General features: G+C 46.8%; 13 protein-coding genes. 6 read left to right on the top strand and 7 right to left on the bottom strand.

Annotated features, from left to right (window positions below):
• Positions 1-94 precede the first annotated feature (94 nt).
• Both MKX59_RS01605 and MKX59_RS01600 read right to left on the bottom strand, forming a co-directional pair.
• Positions 95-1,741, bottom strand: coding sequence for a response regulator transcription factor (locus tag MKX59_RS01605; protein WP_338532973.1), 1,647 nt, complete (start codon positions 1,739-1,741; stop codon positions 95-97).
• Complete coding sequence (locus MKX59_RS01600) at positions 1,734-3,593, bottom strand: cache domain-containing sensor histidine kinase (protein ID WP_023990949.1); 1,860 nt, start codon at positions 3,591-3,593, stop codon at positions 1,734-1,736. The genes MKX59_RS01605 and MKX59_RS01600 overlap by 8 nt, the downstream gene beginning before the upstream one ends.
• 122 nt (positions 3,594-3,715) lie before the next feature.
• Between MKX59_RS01600 and MKX59_RS01595 the strand changes: the two genes are divergently transcribed.
• Together MKX59_RS01595 and MKX59_RS01590 are read left to right on the top strand one after the other, a co-directional pair.
• Complete coding sequence (locus MKX59_RS01595) at positions 3,716-4,612, top strand: carbohydrate ABC transporter permease (protein ID WP_013312582.1); 897 nt, start codon at positions 3,716-3,718, stop codon at positions 4,610-4,612.
• Positions 4,612-5,442: a carbohydrate ABC transporter permease gene (locus MKX59_RS01590; protein ID WP_013312583.1), complete on the top strand. Its 831-nt coding sequence runs from the start codon at positions 4,612-4,614 to the stop codon at positions 5,440-5,442. The genes MKX59_RS01595 and MKX59_RS01590 overlap by 1 nt, the downstream gene beginning before the upstream one ends.
• A gap of 102 nt (positions 5,443-5,544) precedes the next feature.
• Here the strand turns inward: MKX59_RS01590 and MKX59_RS01585 are convergent, their stop codons facing one another.
• Positions 5,545-7,233 carry a methyl-accepting chemotaxis protein gene (locus tag MKX59_RS01585; RefSeq protein ID WP_076156622.1) on the bottom strand — a complete coding sequence of 563 codons (1,689 nt, stop codon included), beginning with the start codon at positions 7,231-7,233 and terminating at the stop codon, positions 5,545-5,547.
• A 327-nt stretch (positions 7,234-7,560) separates the two neighbouring features.
• Between MKX59_RS01585 and MKX59_RS01580 the strand changes: the two genes are divergently transcribed.
• On the top strand, positions 7,561-8,763 hold the full coding sequence (locus MKX59_RS01580) for a GTP-binding protein (RefSeq protein WP_081047510.1): 1,203 nt from the start codon (positions 7,561-7,563) through the stop codon (positions 8,761-8,763).
• 59 nt (positions 8,764-8,822) lie between these two features.
• Here the strand turns inward: MKX59_RS01580 and lepB are convergent, their stop codons facing one another.
• Positions 8,823-9,443 carry a signal peptidase I gene (lepB, locus tag MKX59_RS01575; protein WP_068939127.1) on the bottom strand — a complete coding sequence of 207 codons (621 nt, stop codon included), beginning with the start codon at positions 9,441-9,443 and terminating at the stop codon, positions 8,823-8,825.
• A gap of 331 nt (positions 9,444-9,774) precedes the next feature.
• On the opposite strand from lepB, the gene MKX59_RS01570 reads away from it, so the two are divergent.
• From MKX59_RS01570 to MKX59_RS01560, 3 genes are all read left to right on the top strand, one after another.
• Positions 9,775-11,127 carry a right-handed parallel beta-helix repeat-containing protein gene (locus MKX59_RS01570; protein WP_076295202.1) on the top strand — a complete coding sequence of 451 codons (1,353 nt, stop codon included), beginning with the start codon at positions 9,775-9,777 and terminating at the stop codon, positions 11,125-11,127.
• A gap of 112 nt (positions 11,128-11,239) precedes the next feature.
• The gene (locus MKX59_RS01565) at positions 11,240-12,772 is read left to right on the top strand and encodes an MFS transporter (protein WP_028540860.1); all 1,533 of its coding nucleotides are present in this window, start codon (positions 11,240-11,242) and stop codon (positions 12,770-12,772) included.
• A 49-nt stretch (positions 12,773-12,821) separates the two neighbouring features.
• The gene (locus tag MKX59_RS01560; RefSeq protein WP_023990952.1) at positions 12,822-13,949 is read left to right on the top strand and encodes a glycoside hydrolase family 88/105 protein; all 1,128 of its coding nucleotides are present in this window, start codon (positions 12,822-12,824) and stop codon (positions 13,947-13,949) included.
• A 77-nt stretch (positions 13,950-14,026) separates the two neighbouring features.
• Here the strand turns inward: MKX59_RS01560 and MKX59_RS01555 are convergent, their stop codons facing one another.
• The 3 genes from MKX59_RS01555 to MKX59_RS01545 all read right to left on the bottom strand — a co-directional run bounded on the left by MKX59_RS01555 (position 14,027) and on the right by MKX59_RS01545 (position 18,763).
• The gene (locus MKX59_RS01555) at positions 14,027-14,983 is read right to left on the bottom strand and encodes a polysaccharide deacetylase family protein (RefSeq protein ID WP_028540861.1); all 957 of its coding nucleotides are present in this window, start codon (positions 14,981-14,983) and stop codon (positions 14,027-14,029) included.
• Between the two features lie 195 nt (positions 14,984-15,178).
• Positions 15,179-17,137: an acyltransferase family protein gene (locus tag MKX59_RS01550; protein ID WP_226887724.1), complete on the bottom strand. Its 1,959-nt coding sequence runs from the start codon at positions 17,135-17,137 to the stop codon at positions 15,179-15,181.
• 276 nt (positions 17,138-17,413) lie between these two features.
• A complete protein-coding gene (locus MKX59_RS01545) occupies positions 17,414-18,763 on the bottom strand; it encodes a sodium-dependent transporter (protein ID WP_013312591.1) in 1,350 nt (449 codons plus the stop codon).
• Between the last annotated feature and the right edge of the window lie 90 nt (positions 18,764-18,853).

Raw genomic sequence — 18,853 nt, 5'->3', positions numbered from 1 at the left:
ATTTGTTTGTGATCAACGTCCATGCGCTCATTCTAAAAAATATACTCCAATTTAAAAAGGCAGATTAGTGAAGCGTTAAGGGTAAAAAAGTGGTTTATTGCAGGCTTACGCGATACTCAGACGGTGACACCTGATAATAATTACGAAAAGCCTTACTGAAATAATTTTTATCTTTGTAGCCAAGCATATCCGAGATTTCCTGTATTTTCAGGCTAGAATCACCCAGCAGCTCCTTCGCCTTGTCCATTCTAACCTTCTGTACATATTCGTGAATACCGTAACCAAACTGCTGCTTGAACAGCTTCATCAGGTATTCCCGACTCAAAAAATAGGTTTCGGCAAAAAACGAAATTTTGATATCCTCAAAATAATAACGGTCGATGTGCCTTTTGATGTCCGTTATGTCAAAGGGCTGGTTCCCCGCTTGAGCATGTTGGACCCCAGCAATGTAAAGCTCCAGCATTCGATTCAATCTCTGACCGTAGTGGACAAAGCTCGTAAAATCAGCAGACAAATCGCTTTCCCCCACTTGCTCCAGATCTTCCAAAGCTCCATCTTGATTCAACGCTGACGTAGACGCACCCAACTCAATCGCAGCTTCTCTCAGTAAAAAATGGAACTCCTTCATCATTCGATCCGCATCCTGTAAACGGAAAATAGGGCCTGATGCCAATTGTTTCAGCAGATCGCCCAGCAGTACCTTTGCCCGGTTCGCCTGACCTGTCTGAGCATCCTTTTGGATCGACAACAGTCGCTCCGTCCATGACATTTCCTCTAACGTACCCATTTGCCGTGGCACTGTATGAAGAATGGATTCCCCTTCCAGCTTCAACACATCCGTGCTGTGAATGAGCGTCTTGGAATCCATATAAGCTGACGCTAGCTCCAATACATCTGTGCAGAGCTTACCCAATCCGGCAACTACCACCATGCTGAACAGCCCATGCAGGTTCGCCACCGCCTTCTGCGTCACTTGTGCCAATAGTAAGGCCATATGTTCTTCTTGTCCTGGGGCCAAGGTACAGATCGAAACGACCTCACGCTCCCGTCGCGGATGGGAGAAGCTAAAACAACTCAACCGTTCATCTGACGTCTGAGCTAACACATTGGTCACGGCAAAATCCATCAGATCGGCATCGCCATGAAAACGCGTCCTGCGAATCTCATCCCTGTTCAGCAGCCGCAGCACAATCACCCCAAAGCGATTCCCCTTCTGATCCGCTCCGATCAATGGGAGCAACGCCGTATTGGCCTGCCTTTTAAAGCTACCGTCCAAAATGGACAAATATAGCTTCTCTTTCAGCTTCGGCAGTGACATATTCAGCGTAATGTTCTGGCTAATGAACTTGTTTTTGCTTTGCTCTCGGCTTTCCAGAATGTCCACTGCTTTGCGCAGTGCCTGATTCAGATCCTGACGATTGATAGGTTTGAGCAGATAGTCCACCACCCGGGATTGAATCGCCTGTCGTGTAAATTCAAAGTCGTTGTAGCCGCTAATGACAATCGTCAGCAGATGGGGATATGCTTTTTCGATCGCACGAAGAAATTCGATACCGTTCAGCTCAGGCATTTTCATATCGACCATCACCACATCTATATGGTGCTGACCCAACAGCTCCAGTCCCAACCTTCCATTCGTCGCCTCATAAATATGTTCGATGCCCAGACGGTCCCAGTCCCCGATAATACGAATGGCTTCGCGCAACGGCTCTTCATCGTCAATAATCAATACGTTATACATGACTACTTCCTCCCCGGGGAATTTGCATTCTCATTTCCGTTCCCGTTTCATCCGTAAGTATGAATAATCCTGCCTGATCTCCGTACAAAAGCTTCAGCCGTGTGTTCAGATTTTTCAAACCAATATGCTCGCTCTCCCGTTCTTCCCATTTTTCATGGAATGAATCCAGCACCATTCTCAGCTTGTCCTCTGAAATTCCAGGTCCGTTGTCCCTGACTGCAATTGTGGCATTTGTAGAACTCGATTCGGCTGAAATGACGATCAGAATATCGCTTGATACTTTTTCCAACGCATGCTTGATAGCGTTTTCCACCAACGTCTGCACGGATAATCTCGGGATCGGCAGCTCCATCAGCGTTTCCTCCCATACCACTTCGACCCGCAGTCTCGCCCCGAACCTTGCTTTTTGCAGACCTATATACCGTTCAATGTGCTTGAGCTCTTCGCGGGCAACTACGATATCCTTGCCGTTGATGGAATACCGCAACGTTTGGGCCAATGCATCCACCATATCCGCCATGTCGAACATCTCCCGCTTTAATGCCTGTGTGGATATGGCTTGCAGGGCATTGTACAGAAAATGAGGATTAATTTCAGCCTCCAACGCCTTGAGTATGGCATTCTTTTCGACCAGCTTCATGCGATAGCGCTCATTAATAAGTTCTTCGGTTCTTTGGACCATTTCGTTAAAATGCAGCGACAAATATGCAATCTCGTCATGTCCCTTCACAGGAGCTGTTGCTCCAAAATCTCCGGTGCTAAACCGCTTCATCTGGGTGGACAGCTTATGTAAAGGTCGGGTAATGGCGTTCGAGGTCAGTGTCACTAATATAATAGACACACCTAAAAATAAAGCCCCGATGGCATAGCTCCAATTCCGTGTTGTCGTAGCTGCTTCATAAATCTGGCGGTATGGGATGGGCTTGATGAGCTGCCACCCATCTTTTTCACCAGCATCATAGACGACCAAATACTCCTGATTGCCACTGCTATCTGACCACGTTACTCGCCCGCTTCCTCCCTTGCCGATCTGTGCCAACACTCCGGAATCACGCATCCGCTCATATAGCGGAAAGCTATTCACATAAAAGGGAACCCCTTTAGGGCTCATTAGCATCAATTGGTCCCCTTTGCCCAGTGGGATGTTCTGCATGATTTCATCCACGGCGCTCGTATTGTAATAAAAGGACAGCACCGCCTGCGGGTGACGGGATGCAATCGACCTCAGCACTCGATGGTATGCCATAAAGCTGGCTTGTGGCGCCACATAGCCCATATCAGAACGGGACCCTACAAAGGATTGAAATGATTCGTTCGTGGTACTAGCCATCGCCTCTTTATACCAAGGAAGCTTGGGAATATCCGTGTTTATTCCTTTGCGCACCGTAATGTTGTACGTCTCCCTGGTAACCACATAGTATTGATGTCGGTCCGCCACGTACAGATAGATCGCTTCCAGATCATTACGTGAATAAAACATGCTGCGCAAGTAATCTTCAATGACCATTCGCGAAGCATAGTCCCGGTTCTCATTGGCAATCGCGTTCATGATATCGTTATAACGTAGCTGTGGAAGAGCCAACTGCTGCATTCCCTCCAAGTAATCCTCCAAATTCTGATTGACCAGCAGCAGATTATTGGTCGTGCTGGCGATGCTATGGTTAACCGACTCCTTTTCAATCATCTGATAGGAAATAATTGTAAGTGAGCCCACCACCAGAATAATCACCGAGGTAAAAAGAAGAATGAGTTTGTTCACTAATTTTTGCGTGATCCTCCTCCACATGGAGCGAAGAATCGTTCCTACGCGCTCTGACATCATGATAACCGCCCCTTTTGAAAGCGTACACATTTTTACCCTCAACTGTTTTCTTAAATCCATTGGTCCGGCCCTAGGGGCTATCCTATACTTTCATTATATCTTAAACAGCTTGGAGCGAAAGAGCGGAAAATGTTGAGAAAAAGAGGTGCGTTATGCTGAAAAAAAGGGGAACCTGGGGCGACAAGGGTAGTAAACTGGAATTCGGTTTATTCACACTGCCCGTAATCTTGTGCATTACGATTGCATTTTATATTCCGTTTTTGATGACGATACGCTATTCCCTGACCAAGTGGAACGGCATATCCAAACATCCGAAATTTGTAGGTTTGGATAACTTCAAGCAAATCCTGCTTGGGGACGCCAATTTTGCACATGCAGCCTGGTTTACCGTCAAGTATGCCATCCTGTACATTGTATTGGTGAATGTGCTGGCCATTTTGCTGGCGCTCGTTCTCGATATGAAGCTGAAAAGCTCGGCTTGGCTGCGGGCGGCCTTCTTTATCCCGTATATCCTCAGTCTCGTGATTGTCGGCTTTATATGGAAATTCATCTTCATGCAAGGCTTTGAGTCACTGGGACACAGTACAGGCTGGGGTATCTTCCAGCTGAGCTGGCTGGGTGAGGAAGGGCTCGCGTTTGTTTCCATTTTGGCGGTATCAATCTGGCAATCCATTGGCTTTTACATGGTCATTTATATTGCAGGCTTACAATCTGTGCCAGAGGATCTAAAAGAAGCTGCCATTGTTGATGGCGCGGGGCCGATTCGGAGATTTTTCAGTATTATTCTACCGATGCTCGCACCTTCCATTACGATCTCAGTCTTCATGGCACTGACCAACTCGATCAAAGTGTTTGACGTCATTTTATCTCTGACCGGCGGTGGACCGGGAGGTACGACATACAGCATTGCGTATGATATTTACCGGGACACATTCCAGAACAATCTGTATGGCTACGGAACAGCCAAAGCATTGATTTTATTCGTTGCAGTCCTGATCATTACGATTATTCAATTGTCTATTTTCAAACGCAGGGAGGTTGAAGCCTGATGCAACGCAGCCGTACGGGACGTATTTTGCTAGAAGCGGGCATGATTGTATTATCACTGTTATTTTTGTACCCGCTGTTTCTCGCCATTAACAATTCGTTCAAAAGCTTCGCTGAGGTCATGACCGACGTCATTGCGCTGCCCAAGCAGCTTTCGCTGGATAATTACGTATATGTATGGAAATTCATCGACTATCCACGCCTATTTCTCAATAACACCATTATTACCGTCGTCGGCCTGGCAGGTATCGTGCTGATATCTTCCATCGCGGCCTACAAGCTGGCAAGAACCAAAAGCAAATGGAGCTCCGTGATTTACATGCTGTGCATTATGCCGATGCTGATCCCGTTTCAGTCCATCATGCTCACTGTCTTGCGACTGGCGAAAGACTTAAATCTGGCAGACAGCACTTGGGGACTTGGCTTGCTGTATTGGGGCTTCGGCGCACCGCTGGCAGTGTTTATCTATCACGGCTTCGTGAAAGGTATTCCGGCTGAGATTGACGAAAGCGCCAAAATCGATGGAGCCTCGGGCTTCCGGCTTTTCTTTTCCGTGATTTTCCCCTTGCTGAAATCAGTCACCGCCACCATTGTCATTATCGACGTGATGTGGATTTGGAACGATTTTCTGCTTCCGCTTCTCATGGTTAATGGCTCACCCAGCACCAAAACGCTGACGCTGGCCGCCTACACCTTCGTCGGACAGTATACGTCAGACTGGCAATATGCCATGACCGCGATGGTAATGGCTGTGCTTCCTTCCATTATCGTATTTATTTTTCTGCAAAAATACATTGTTAAAGGCGTCGTCGCTGGAGCCGTCAAAGGCTGAGTCGAGGATTCGAAGCCAGATGCAAAAAAGAGGACTTGCGTGTTGTTCGCGCAAGTCCTCTTGTCTTCGTGATATCCATCATAGGCTTCTGTACAGTATTCATTAAGCCTTAAACTGGCCTAGCGCTTTTAGCATCTCTTCCATAGCAAGCTGTAGGTCAGCAGAGCAGGTATTTAGACGGTTAATCTCTTCCATCTGGTCAGAGGCTGCAACCGATACTTCCTGTGAGCCGCCGCTCGTCCTGCGGGCGATGACAATAATTTCAGTAGCAGAAGCGGTAACTTCCTGCACACCTGCCGACATTTGTTCTGCGGTTGCTGCCATGCTTTCGATCCGTTCCGCAATGTGAGTGCTTCTTTCTACGATATGTTCGAAGCTGTCATGTGTCTTGTTCATCATCCGCAGCCCGCTGTCCACATGCGTTACCACATGTCCAATCGCTTCCGCCGAGCGCTGTACATCTCCATCAATGTTTTGGATGAGCTGCGCCACTTGGCGGGAGGCTATTCCCGATTGATCTGCTAGCTTCCGCACCTCGGATGCTACAACCTCGAATCCTCGTCCCTGCTCACCTGCGCGAGCAGCTTCAATAGAGGCATTCAGCGCCAGCAGTCCCGTCTGTTCAGATATTCCCTGAATAACCTGCATGATTCCGGTGATTTCACCTGATTGACGGTGTAGCGCTTGAATCAGAGCCTCCGTATGCTGGATGGACGAATGCAGCTCCCCCATCTGTTCCACCGTGAGGCGCGCCGTTTCCGCTCCTGCCTCCGCCTGCTGCTTGGAGTAGATAGCAGCTTCCGCAATCTCTGAGGCATTTTCCGCGACATTCTGAATGCCCTGAGCCATCTCTTCCATCGCCGTCTGATTTTCCAACACGCTTCGGGTCTGCGCTCCGGCTCCGTCTGCAACCTGCCGTATGGTGTCTGCAATCCTATTGGCCTGTCTGGTCGATGCTTCAGCAATGACGGCAAGCCGCCCCGTTGAATCGGCTACCGCTCCACAAGCATGCATGCCCTCGGAAATCAAAATGCTCAAATTTTCTCGCATTTCATTATAGTTGACACTCAGCCGCCCAAGCTCATCTCCACTCCGGTCAAGCAGGACAGAAGTAAAATCCCCCTGACCTGCCTTGGCGAGCGCTTGGCCTACACGGCCCAGCCTGCGGTTTACCCTGCTCATGTACCAGAGAATCACGGCTAGCGACACCGCAATAGCAATTACAATCACAATCATAAACTGGCGGATAAACCCGCTAATGATCCCGTCAATGATCGATTGCGATGCACCTACATACAGAATGCCAATCACAGCACCGTCTGCACTGCGAATGGGTGTGTACGCAGCTTGATACGTTTTTCCAACTACTACCGCTTGACCATAATAGGGCTGACCCTGCTTTAAGACAACGGTAGCCACCTTCTCCCATACTTTCGTGCCTACAGCGCGTTTGCCCTCCAGCATGACATTCGTCGCTACCCGTTGCTCCCCTTGAAAGAAAGTCACTGTATCGCCTGTTGCCTCGCCAATTTCATCGACGATTTCCTCATTATTGTTAATCCGTTGGCTCCCCTTATATAATTGCCCGTCCTTGATCTTCCATGCCCCGCTATATTTGTAGTCCACCAGGCGGGTTGCCATATTCAAGTCATTTTTAGCCTTTTCGGTAGCAAAAGCCTCAATACCCTCCTGCATTCGGCTAGTAGCCACATAAGCGATCACGACAGACAACACTATCAAAATGCCGATCACCATACCACTAATTTTTGTGCCTATTCCTATTGTCCGCATGTATTGGATACGTCCTCTCTAATCTGACGCCATGCCGTCACAACTCTATACAACTTAAGCCGAATCTGTTCCATCATGGATACTTATTTTATCGTACAAATTACCTAAAATTTTAATTATTTATCGATTTGAAAATTAATACAGTTCTTATCAGGTGATCTTACCTTCCTTGACAATTCCTCTTAATAATGATTTACTAATTTTACTATTCGTAATTATTACGATTAAAGAAAGACAAAGAAAGCACGTCTGCTTTCCTATCTCGCATGATAACCACTACACCACATTCGACATTTCATGATACTTTCGAAGGGAAGAGTGATTACGTTGGCAAACGCTATGGAATTGGAAAAGAAAATACCGGTCACGGTACTAAGCGGGTACCTCGGCTCCGGCAAAACCACACTGCTGAACCATGTGCTGAATAACCGGGAAGGCTTGCGGGTAGCCGTCATTGTCAATGATATGAGTGAGGTAAACATTGATGCTGATCTCGTTCGTGACGGTGGAGGATTATCTCGTGTGGATGAGAAGCTGGTGGAAATGTCCAACGGTTGCATCTGCTGTACCCTGCGGGAAGATTTATTAAAAGAGGTAGAACGACTGGCACTCGACAAAAGGTTTGACTATATCCTTATCGAGTCCACGGGTATAGGTGAGCCCATTCCGGTAGCCCAGACCTTCAGTTATGTAGATGAGGAAAATGGAATTGATTTGACCAAGCTGACCCGACTGGATACTATGGTCACCGTCGTGAATGCACCGGAATTTTGGAAAGACTTCTACTCTAGGGACTCCCTCAGGGATCGCGGACAGGAAGTGGCAGAAGAGGATGCACGCGGCATCGTTGATCTGCTCATAGAACAGGTGGAATTTTGTGATGTGCTGATCATTAACAAATGCGATCTGGTATCCCCAGAGGAGCTGGAACGATTGGAAAAAGCGTTACGCGGCATTCAACCAAACGCCAAAATCATCCGTTCCGAGTACGGTAAGGTGGACCCAAAAGAGATTTTGAACACGCATCGCTTCGATTTTGAAACAGCTAGTCAGGCGGCAGGCTGGATACAGGAAATGAACAAAGAAGAGCACGTACCGGAGACAGAAGAATATGGCATTGCTTCGTTTGTGTACAAGCGCAAAATCCCATTTCATCCCGAACGTTTGTTGAAATGGCTGGCTCAATGGCCTGCTGAGGTTGTACGTTCCAAGGGATTGGTGTGGCTCGCCACGCAGAACCGCACTGCTTTTACATTCAGTCAGGCGGGTAGCTCCAAACAATTCGCACGCGCAGGACTGTGGGTATCTGCTTTGACTGAAGAAGAACGCGAATACTATCTTGGCGAAGATTTCGAAAAGACACCTGACTGGGACGAAAAGTATGGTGACCGGGTGACCAAACTCGTATTTATTGGTATCGATATGAACCGGGAAGAAATCGAGCGCACTCTGGATGAGACACTGCTGACCCCTGAAGAAATGGAGCAGGATTGGCGCAAGCTGCCTGACCCGTTTACGAAAAAAATATAATGAGGTTATAAAATAAAAGCGCCTTAAGTGAGGAATCTCCCCTCTTAGGCGCTCTTATATTATTTATGCTTAACCCATTGCGAGCTATCCACCGGCCAAAAAATCACATCCGCACGGCCAACGATATCTTTAATAGAAACAAAACCAATAGCACGACTATCCCTACTATTATTGCGGTGGTCGCCCATCACAAAAATATAACCCTCAGGTACCTTGGAATCGGTTATGGTCCCATTTGGAAAATCAACATTGTTATATAGTTCTCCCTTGGCGTGCGCATCCTGAATAGCTCCCTGAATGTATGACTCCTCTACTTTCTTACCGTTCACATAAAGATGATCTCCTTGATACTGAATCGTATCTCCAGCCACTCCAATAACACGCTTAATAAAGTCTTTTTGTTCCTTTCTCACATGGAATACAACAACCTCACTCGGCTTAGGATCACGAAAATCGTAAATCACCTTGTTCACGACCACTCGTTCATCTGTCTTGAAATTCGGTTCCATGGACGCTCCCTCAACAATAAATGGCGCAAATAATAGCCAACGTATAATGAACACGAGCACAATGGCTACAATAATGGCCTTAAGCCAATCGATCATCTCATTTTTCACTCGTGGCTGCTTTTCCTGCAATTGTTCGACAGTTGAATCCGTCAAATGATTTCCACTCTCCATGCACTAAACCCACCCTTTCTCACAGTTTTCATTCCTATTATATGTATAATGTTTAAGTATAATCAAATTTTCCCAGTCTAGCAAAATTGCATTTTTAGTTGAAACAAAAGTGTGAACTTTTTTTCACAATATCAAAAAAACAGTAAAAAACTGTTGATGCAAACGTTAACATATATTACACTGTGCATATACTTCTTAGAGCGTTTTGGACTAATGGTAGATCAATCTGTCCCCCCAGGAGGTGTCCTGTTTTTAGTGGAAAGACAGCATGAGTCACTTTTATAGATGCTATCTTCTTTTAAAATATGAGCTCAAATAAGGAGGAAATTACATGTTTAAACGAAATGATCGTCCAAAAAACGGATTTAACGCTCTAAGGCTCGGTGTTTCTTTTGTTTTCGCTTCTTCTTGTCTTATTGGAACCGCTTACGCAGATACGTCATCCAACGACATCCCTTCTTCTGCACTCACAGAAGAGGCAGTTAGTACAACCGACGCAACAGCTGTCTCCACAACGTTAGCGGCAGGAGATTTGTATGTGTCGCCAAATGGTAACGTGTCCAATCCGGGTACAATATCCAGTCCTACCACGCTCGAAGCAGCACTTACACAAATTGCTCCTGGTAAAACTATTTATCTGCGCGGTGGTAACTACACTTACTCCTCAACGATTACAATTCAGCGTGAAAACAGCGGCAATAACGGCTCACTCAAAGGGTTGGTCGCTTACGGTAGTGAAAAGCCGGTACTTGATTTCTCTGCTCAAGCCTTTGGTTCAGCCAATCGTGGACTTCAGCTTAACGGAGACTTTTGGCTAGTAAAGGGCCTTGAAGTAAAGGGTGCCGGAGATAATGGTATCTATATCGGCGGCAGCAATAACCGAATCGAAAACGTGGAAACCCACCACAACCGGGATACTGGACTCCAGCTTGGACGTTACTCGCCTAACGCTTCCACTAGTGAGTGGCCTTCGAACAATTTGATTTTGAATTCTTACTCTCACGATAACGCTGATCCCGATAATGGTGAGGATGCCGATGGCTTCGCGGCTAAATTAACTGTAGGATCAGGCAATGTGTTTGATAACTGCTTGGCTGCGTACAACGTAGACGATGGCTGGGATTTGTATAGCAAAACCGAAACGGGTCCCATCGGCGAAGTAACCATTTTGAACAGTGTGGCCCACCACAACGGGCAGACCTCAGATGGAACGTCTACCGCGAACAGCGACGGCAACGGATTTAAGCTGGGTGGAGACAAAATCAAAGTCAACCATATTGTGAAAAACAGCATTGCTTTCCAGAACAAAAAACACGGCTTCACCTACAATAGCAACCCCGGCAGCATTACGTTGACCAATAATACTTCGTGGGACAATGGACAAAGTAATTTTGCTTTTGACAAGGGTGATCACGTGTTCATAAACAATCTTTCCTTTGAGGGAAGCGCTAGTGACAAAACAAGCGGTACAGATCAAGACAACTCTAGCGTTTGGTGGAAAAACAAAAAATCGACAAATGCCAAAGGTCTGGTAGTCAGTGCAGACGACTTTGTTAGTCTCACGCCTTCTATCACTCGAAGTGCAGACGGTTCCATCCAGCTAGGTGATTTCCTTAAGCTGGCCAAAGGAAGCGATCTGATCGGCTCGGGTACTCCGAGCGGAAAAAATATAGGGGCACGTTAAAAGCCCCGCCTAATCAGGACGCCCTGGCCCATCTACCAACTTAGACAATTCTGCATAATATAGCGACCGGTGATTGTCCTCATAACCAGACAAAATATGAGGTGAACAGATCATGGAACGAAGAATCACACTGAAACATACACTCGCCTATGGAAGCGGTAACATGCTGGGAAGTGGCGCACTTGCTATTAGCGGTGCGTGGTTAATGTACTTTTATACAACCTTTTGCGGACTGTCTCCCGTTCAGGCCGCGGCCATTTTCTCTGTTGCCAGCATCATAGATGCGATCAGCAATCCGGTCATGGGCTTTATCAGCGATAACTTTCACCGGACCCGCTTGGGCCGTAAATTCGGCAGACGTCGCTTTTTCATCATGATGGGTATCCCGCTGATGCTCGTGTATCCGATGCTTTGGGTAGATGGGTTGGGCTTCTGGTATTACCTGAGTACGTATGTGCTGTTTGAACTGGTGTATACCTCTGTCATGGTGCCGTATGAAGCACTAGCGTCGGAGATGACCCGGGACTTCGGCGCACGCTCCAGATTGACTGGATGGAAGGCCATGTTTGGCAAAATTGCCAATTTCGCTGCCGCTTTTATCCCTGGTCGCTTTATTGCCGAGTATGGCAAAGACTCTCCATTGCCTTTCTTTTATACCGGTCTCGTTTTTGCAGCTATTCTGCTGATTGCGATGGCATTCTTATACAAAAACTCCTGGGAACGTCCAAGTGAGGAACTGCAAAAGGAACTGGAAGGTGAAGCTCCGCTTTCCTTTATAGATTCGATGAAAAAGTTGTTTGTCGACATTTCCTCTACCTTCCGAGTCAAGACGTTCCGTCATCATCTCGGGATGTACCTGGGCGGCTTTTCAGCTGAGTGGCTGTTTACTTCTGCTTTTACGTACTTTATTGTCTTCTCCTTGTTCCAAAGCTCGGAGATGGTATCCAATTTGAACAGCTTTAACTCTGTCATTCAATTGATTTCTACCTATTTCTTCATCCAATTCTGCGTGCGTAAAGGGTTCCGTATGCCTTTCATCGCCGCACTCGTTGTCGTTTGCTTTAGCGTAGCTGGTTATGGCCTGCTCTATATAACGGGAGCCTCGAATACGATGGTATGGCTATATGTCATCACCCTGTTCATGGGGCTTGGTACTGGGGGCGTCTACTACATCCCTTGGAATCAATACACGTTCCTTGCCGATGTGGATGAAGCGTTGACCGGCCGTCGCCGGGAAGGTATTTATGCAGGTATGATGACTTTTGCCGGAAAAATGGTGCGGGCCGTTGTCGTCTTCATTCTTGGCTGGGTATTACAGCATTTTGGCTTTGTATCCGGGGCTGATAGTCAGCCAGTCGCTGCTCAGCACGCCATCTTTTATGTACTCGTGGTCGGTACCATCGTTCTCGCGATCATCGGTATGATTGCGTCTGTCGTGATGAAGCTGGATATTGACAGCCACAAGAAGCTAATCGCCGAAATTGACCGCCTCAAAAACGGTGGCTCCATGAAATCAGCCAAACCGGAAGCACGAAAGGTATTCGAGGAACTGACAGGTTTCCATTACGATCGGTGCTGGGGCAACAATAACGTGGGCTTCAAGAACAAACCTGTTGACCCTAAAACACACACTCCGTCTATGTAATAACAATAACAAATACAGATTAAACATTTACTAAAGAGGTGACTGTATCATGGCAAATCCAACATCACAACCAACAACCAGTCCTACAAAAACAGATTCTTGGGCAGTACGTATGAGCGATTCCGTTCTACAACGGAGTCCAGAATTTTACGAAAAATGGGAATATGACCACGGCGTCATTTACAGAGGTCTGGAATGGGTTGGCGAACTGACAGGCGATCCCAAGTATATGGAATATATAAAGAAACATATGGATCATTTTGTTGACGAAAATGGCGTTATTCAGCGCTATAAAGTAGATGAGTACAATATTGACCATGTGAATAACGGCAAACTGCTCTTCTCTCTGTATCGTGCTACAGGAGATGAACGATATAAGAAGGCTGCCTACCAATTACGCAGTCAGCTGGAAAAACACCCGCGCACAAGCGAAGGCGCATTCTGGCATAAGCAAATTTATCCGTATCAAATTTGGCTCGACGGCTTGTACATGGGTGCCCCGTTCTACGCTGAATTTATCCGTGAATTCGGAGATCCGTCAGAGTTTGACGATGTGACCCTGCAATTCAAGCTCTGCTATGAACATACACGTGATCCTAAAACAGGCCTGCTCTACCATGCCTGGGATGAGAAAGGTGAGCAGCATTGGTGCAACCCGGAAACAGGCTGCTCCAAAAATTTCTGGGGACGCTCGATGGGTTGGTTCGTTATGGCACTCGTTGATGTGCTGGACTATATTCCAGAGGATCATGCAGACCGTCCCGTCCTGATTGATATGCTGACGGAAACACTGGAAGCCCTGCTGAAAGTGCGTGATAAAGAAAGTGGTGTCTTTTATCAAGTGCTCAACCTGGGCCATGTGAAAGGCAACTATCTGGAAGCCTCTGCTTCCTGCATGATTCTCTATGCTATTGCCAAGGGCGTTCGCAAAGGCTATCTGCCAGAGCAATATCGTCAAGAGGCAGAAATTATCCGTAAGGGAATTATCGATGAATTTATCACGATTACTGAAGAAGGACTTGTGAATCTGAACAAAACGGTGCAAGTAAGCGGTTTGGGTGGTAAAGATCGTCGGGATGGCACCTTCGCTTACTATATCAGCGAGCCGATTATAACCAACGATCCCAAAGGTATCGGAGCTTTCATTCAGGCGATGGGTGAAGCAGAACGCATCTAAACACGCGAAGTATAAACCTTAATTGCAAAAAGGACGGTGGCCATCAGCCCCGTCCTTTTCTTACATATAAACATATCCTACTTCATAACCTTAAACTCATATCCCTGTTTCTTTAGGAATTCTATAATTTGAGGCAACGCTTTTGCGGTTTCTTCTTTACCATAGGTGTCATGCATGAGTATGATTGCTTTTTCACGACCTTTGACTGACCTTATAAACTGGTTGATTAGTGCCGGTGCCTTCTTGGATTTCCCCTCTGCATCCTTCGTTAATACATTCCAATCTACCTGATGATAGTCCTTTTGATGTAAAACTTTATCCAAAGCAGCCATCCCCTGTGGATCTCTGCTATTCCATGTCATGTGGCCCCCCGGAAACCGGATCATTCTTGTGGTGAACTCTGGCCCCAGAATACTTTTTAACACCTTATTGTTCCTCTCAATATCCTGCATAACATGGTCCGTGCTTACCCGCTTGTTAGGATATAAATACTTATAATTATGAGAGTACGTGTGGTTTCCTATCGCATGACCTTCTTTAACAATTCTTTTGATAATGTTCCTGGTATGTTCATTTTCATCGGCTTCTTTTCCTACGATAAAAAAGGTTGCCTTGACCTTCTGTTTTTTCAGAATGTCTAATATTTTAGGTGTTACCGTCACGGATGGACCATCATCAAAGGATAAGTAGGCCACTTTTTTACCATCGGCTCCATCGGGCATCTGCCCTAGCATTTGCTGTTTTAAATATTTTTCGACAAAGGCACCATCTTCTACTTCGGGGTCGCTTTTTGGAGAGACTGCTTTACCATTTGCTCCCCCATTTACTTTACCTTTTGATGAGTCCTTGGATACGGAATCTGTTTTTTTAGCAAGCTCCTGTGTTGGCGCATGCGTTTTGTTATCTGAGACCTTTATCGCAATGAAAGTAATACAGCCTGCCACAAATAATATAATAGCAAGTAAAATTAGTCTTTTTCTGTTCCTCTTCAAGCGGTGTTCTCTTGTCCTACTATGTGAATAGCCCTTTTCCATTAGCTTATGTACCTCCCACTAAAATAAGAAAAACCACCGGATCAGGGTTGATGTACACACCTTAGAATGGACATGGGAAAAACCCTTAGGTTTAGCCGATGAAAATTTAGGGATGCACTTCAACCAGAGGACAACCTACTCCTGGTGGCTTTCTTGTCTTGCATTTGCATAATTTATGAGTATCATTGCAGTTTATTACGATTGCTTCGTTAAGGCCTGAGCCAACAAGGACGCATAAGCTTTAGCACCACTAGGTTTTAAATGTACTCCGTCATGCTCGAAATATGAATTTTTACCAGAGCTAGCTGCATACCAGTCAATCATTGTAATTCGCGGGTCCTGCAACGCTGCTTCGGCAAGATGCTTGTTCACAATACTCTCCCACGGCCGAGGCACACGGGTATTCACGAGTATAATATGCTTCGTATCCTTCAGACTGGCCAGCAAATTCGCTAACTGATCCTTGGTGAAAGCGCCGTTCGTGCCCAGCTCAATAATAACTGTCTTACCCAGCTGTCCGTTCTGTCTTAGCTGCTCCAGTACGGCAGGCGCCTCCGCCATCTGACGGCCGATCCGTCCATCTACAACAGCTCCCGGGAAGGAATCCTGAATGTACGACTGTACATCCAACATGACAGAGTCTCCAATGGCGGTCACACTCGACCCATCACCTGTAATAGGCGTAGCTTCTTTGGGTTTGTCCGAAGGTTCCGACGGTTTCGTAACATTATCCGTAGTACCAGCATGGACCGCCGTGTTTTTAGACATCTGGGCTTGAGACGGGACTGGGGTCTGCACCTTGCTGCCCTCGGCCCCTTGCAGCTTGATGGCTTTGGGCTCCTTGGAAGCCACGGATACCGTTCCGTGAAGCGGCGGCATCGCCTTTGCCTTTGCGACTGGCTTCTCATCACTTGATGCTGCCTGAATCGTTGCGTCAGGAGACGCCACGTACAGGTGGACGGTACCCACGAGAATACCTGCAAAAAGCACAGCCGCTGTAGTTGTAGGCATCCATCTCCACCGCGCCTGTCTACGAACCGCTGAACGGATTTCTGTGATCCAGTGGCGGAATCCTCCATGGCGAATCGGCTCCTCGATATATTTAAATGAGAGAGACGCCAGCAATACGGTAGCTAGCAATTGTAAAATGATACGCATCACATGCACGCCATCGGTATCTACTTGAGGCGTCGTTAGCGTAATAACCGGAACATGCCACAGATACAGTCCGTAGGAACGGGCTCCAATCCAGCGTAGCGGCTTGATTCCAAGGAGACGACCAAGGTGGCTTACCGGATGTGCCAACGCTGCGACCACAATAGCAGTGACCAAAGCTATGCCCAGCAGGCCGCCCCGGTACAGAGATGGGTCATATTCATTCGAGGCCCACGCCCAGTGACAAAGCAGCAGCAAGCTTATTGCACCGATGCTGTCCAGAAGCATACGCGCCTTAGGAGAAGCTTGCTCTTTCAGTTTGCCGCTTGGCCATACCAAGGCCAGCGCCGCACCAATCAGCAAAGCAAATCCGCGCGTATCCGTGCCATAATACACCCGGCTCGGGTCGCTTCCTGGTACGTAAATCACTGCCATCAGGAGTGCAGATATTAACGCCAGACAAGTCACCCAGCCTGCGAGCACAATACGCTTGGGCATGAATTTTAGCCCAAGCGCCAGTAGTAAAGGCCACAAGATATAAAACTGCTCCTCCACCGCCAGCGACCACAGATGCCCAAGCGGAGAAGGTGGGCCGAAACTTTCAAAATACGAAACCTGATGGAAGATAAACCACCAATTGCTCATATACACCAATGCGGCAGGTACATCTCCGCGCAAGGCCGTTAGCCGCGACGGATCGAAAAGCAACGAGCACAGGACAATGACAGCCACAACCGTCAACATGGCAGGCAGCAACCTTCTGGCACGACGCAACCAGAAATCTTTCATTTTAAAACTATGATATGTATCCCACTGACTCACCAAAATATCTGTAATCAGATACCCCGACAAAGTAAAAAACACGCCTACACCCAACAAACCACCCGGCAACCAATCCGGATTCAGATGATACACAATGACTGCGATGACCGCCAGCGCTCTTAATCCATCCAAACCTGGCATATAACGACGTTGTGACGGCAATTGTTTAGACTTCATTTCAGCCGCCGTCCTTCTTGCAAATTCAAGCTCCCTGTCTGTTTCAATGCTCTTCTGCCCTTTCCCTCTCCTGCACATCGTCTGTGCGATGCCCTGTAGCCTTTTCATTCATTATATAAAACTTCATAATCGTAATGATTTCAATGAAGTTAAAATTAATGACAATGTTTTTATTATATCATTCCTTTCCACAGTTAGGTAACCACTGATAGATATACAAAAAAAGGCATCTCTTCCCTTAGGAAGAAAATGCCTTTTTATTAGTATTCTATGCTCTTAAAATTTGATGATACCTGAGGTATGAAGGAAGACCAACAACATCAGGATCGGTGCAACATACCGGAGACCGAATAACCACACGTTGAACCAGAAGGGTTTGATGTTCGCATGCTCAGCCGCAGTCTTCCAGTAATAACCTGTGAATATAACAATCAACAAACCGCCTAACGGTAAGAAGATGTTGGAAGCGGTGAAGTCTACGAAATCAAAGAATGATTTATCCCCCACTTTTAATTCCGGCACCAGGCCCATGGACAATGCAGAAGGGACGCCCAGCATCAAGCACAGGACCGATACGACGATAACAGAGCGAACCCGGCTCCAACGCATACGCTCCATGACATAGGCTACTGGAACTTCCAGCAAGGATACCATAGAACCTAATGCAGCAACCGCCAGCAGTACAAAGAACAAACCGCCGAAGAATGCACCAAAAGGCATTGCCGAGAAAGCAGCCGGTAAAGCAATGAAAACCAGAGATGGTCCTTGAGCTGGGTTAATTCCGAAGGAGAAGGTTGTAGGGAAAATAATCATACCTGCGATAAACGCATAGATTAAATCTCCGCCACCAACTGCCAGCATGGCTCCACCCAGCGATTGACGGCGATCCACGTACGCACCGTACGTGATCATAATTCCCATCCCCAGTGAGAGTGAGAAGAAGGCATGTCCCAAAGCAACCAATGCAGACTCTATGCTTAGCTTAGAGAAGTCGGGATTCAGAAAGAAGGATACGCCCGCACCAGAGCCTGGCAGCATAAGAGCGTTAATCATCAACACGAGCAACAGGATGACCTTGGCAGGAATCAAAATTTTATTGAACTTTTCAATCCCGTTTGATACCCCAAGAGTAACCACGACTGCTGTAAATGCAAAAACAACTAACAGCCAAACCAACGGCGCATACCCGGAGGAAAAAGAAGCGAACTGTCCAGCAAAATCATTATTTGAAAACAGATTTCCGCTAAATGCCTCTACGGCATAATGCAGTGTCCAGCCTCCTACAATGGCATAGAACGATAAGATAACAAAAGGCACGATAACAAACATAATGCTCATCTTGCCCCAAATCGGGTGACCGCCTACTTTTACCATTGCAGAAGCAGCACTTCCTCGACCTGCACGACCAAGCGCAAGCTCTGCTAAAAGTACAGGCAAACCAACAAGCAACAGGCAGACAATAAACAATAAGAAAAATGCAGCTCCGCCATATTGTCCTGTAATATACGGAAATTTCCATATGTTACCTAGTCCTGCCGCACTCCCGATCGCCGCCAATATGAATCCAGCAGACGAGAAGCGTTCATTTTTATCAGACAGGCTATTCTGCCCCTTGCTCAAATTCATTATATCCCCCTCATTCTCTCTACTTACGCATAAACATGAGCATGCGTACATAAATAATTTTTACTCATTATAGCGTAAGTAGGATGTAAG

The organism is Paenibacillus sp. FSL R7-0340, from assembly GCF_038002205.1.
GTDB lineage: Bacteria > Bacillota > Bacilli > Paenibacillales > Paenibacillaceae > Paenibacillus > Paenibacillus polymyxa_B.
This window is presented reverse-complemented; position numbering and strand designations above follow the sequence as displayed.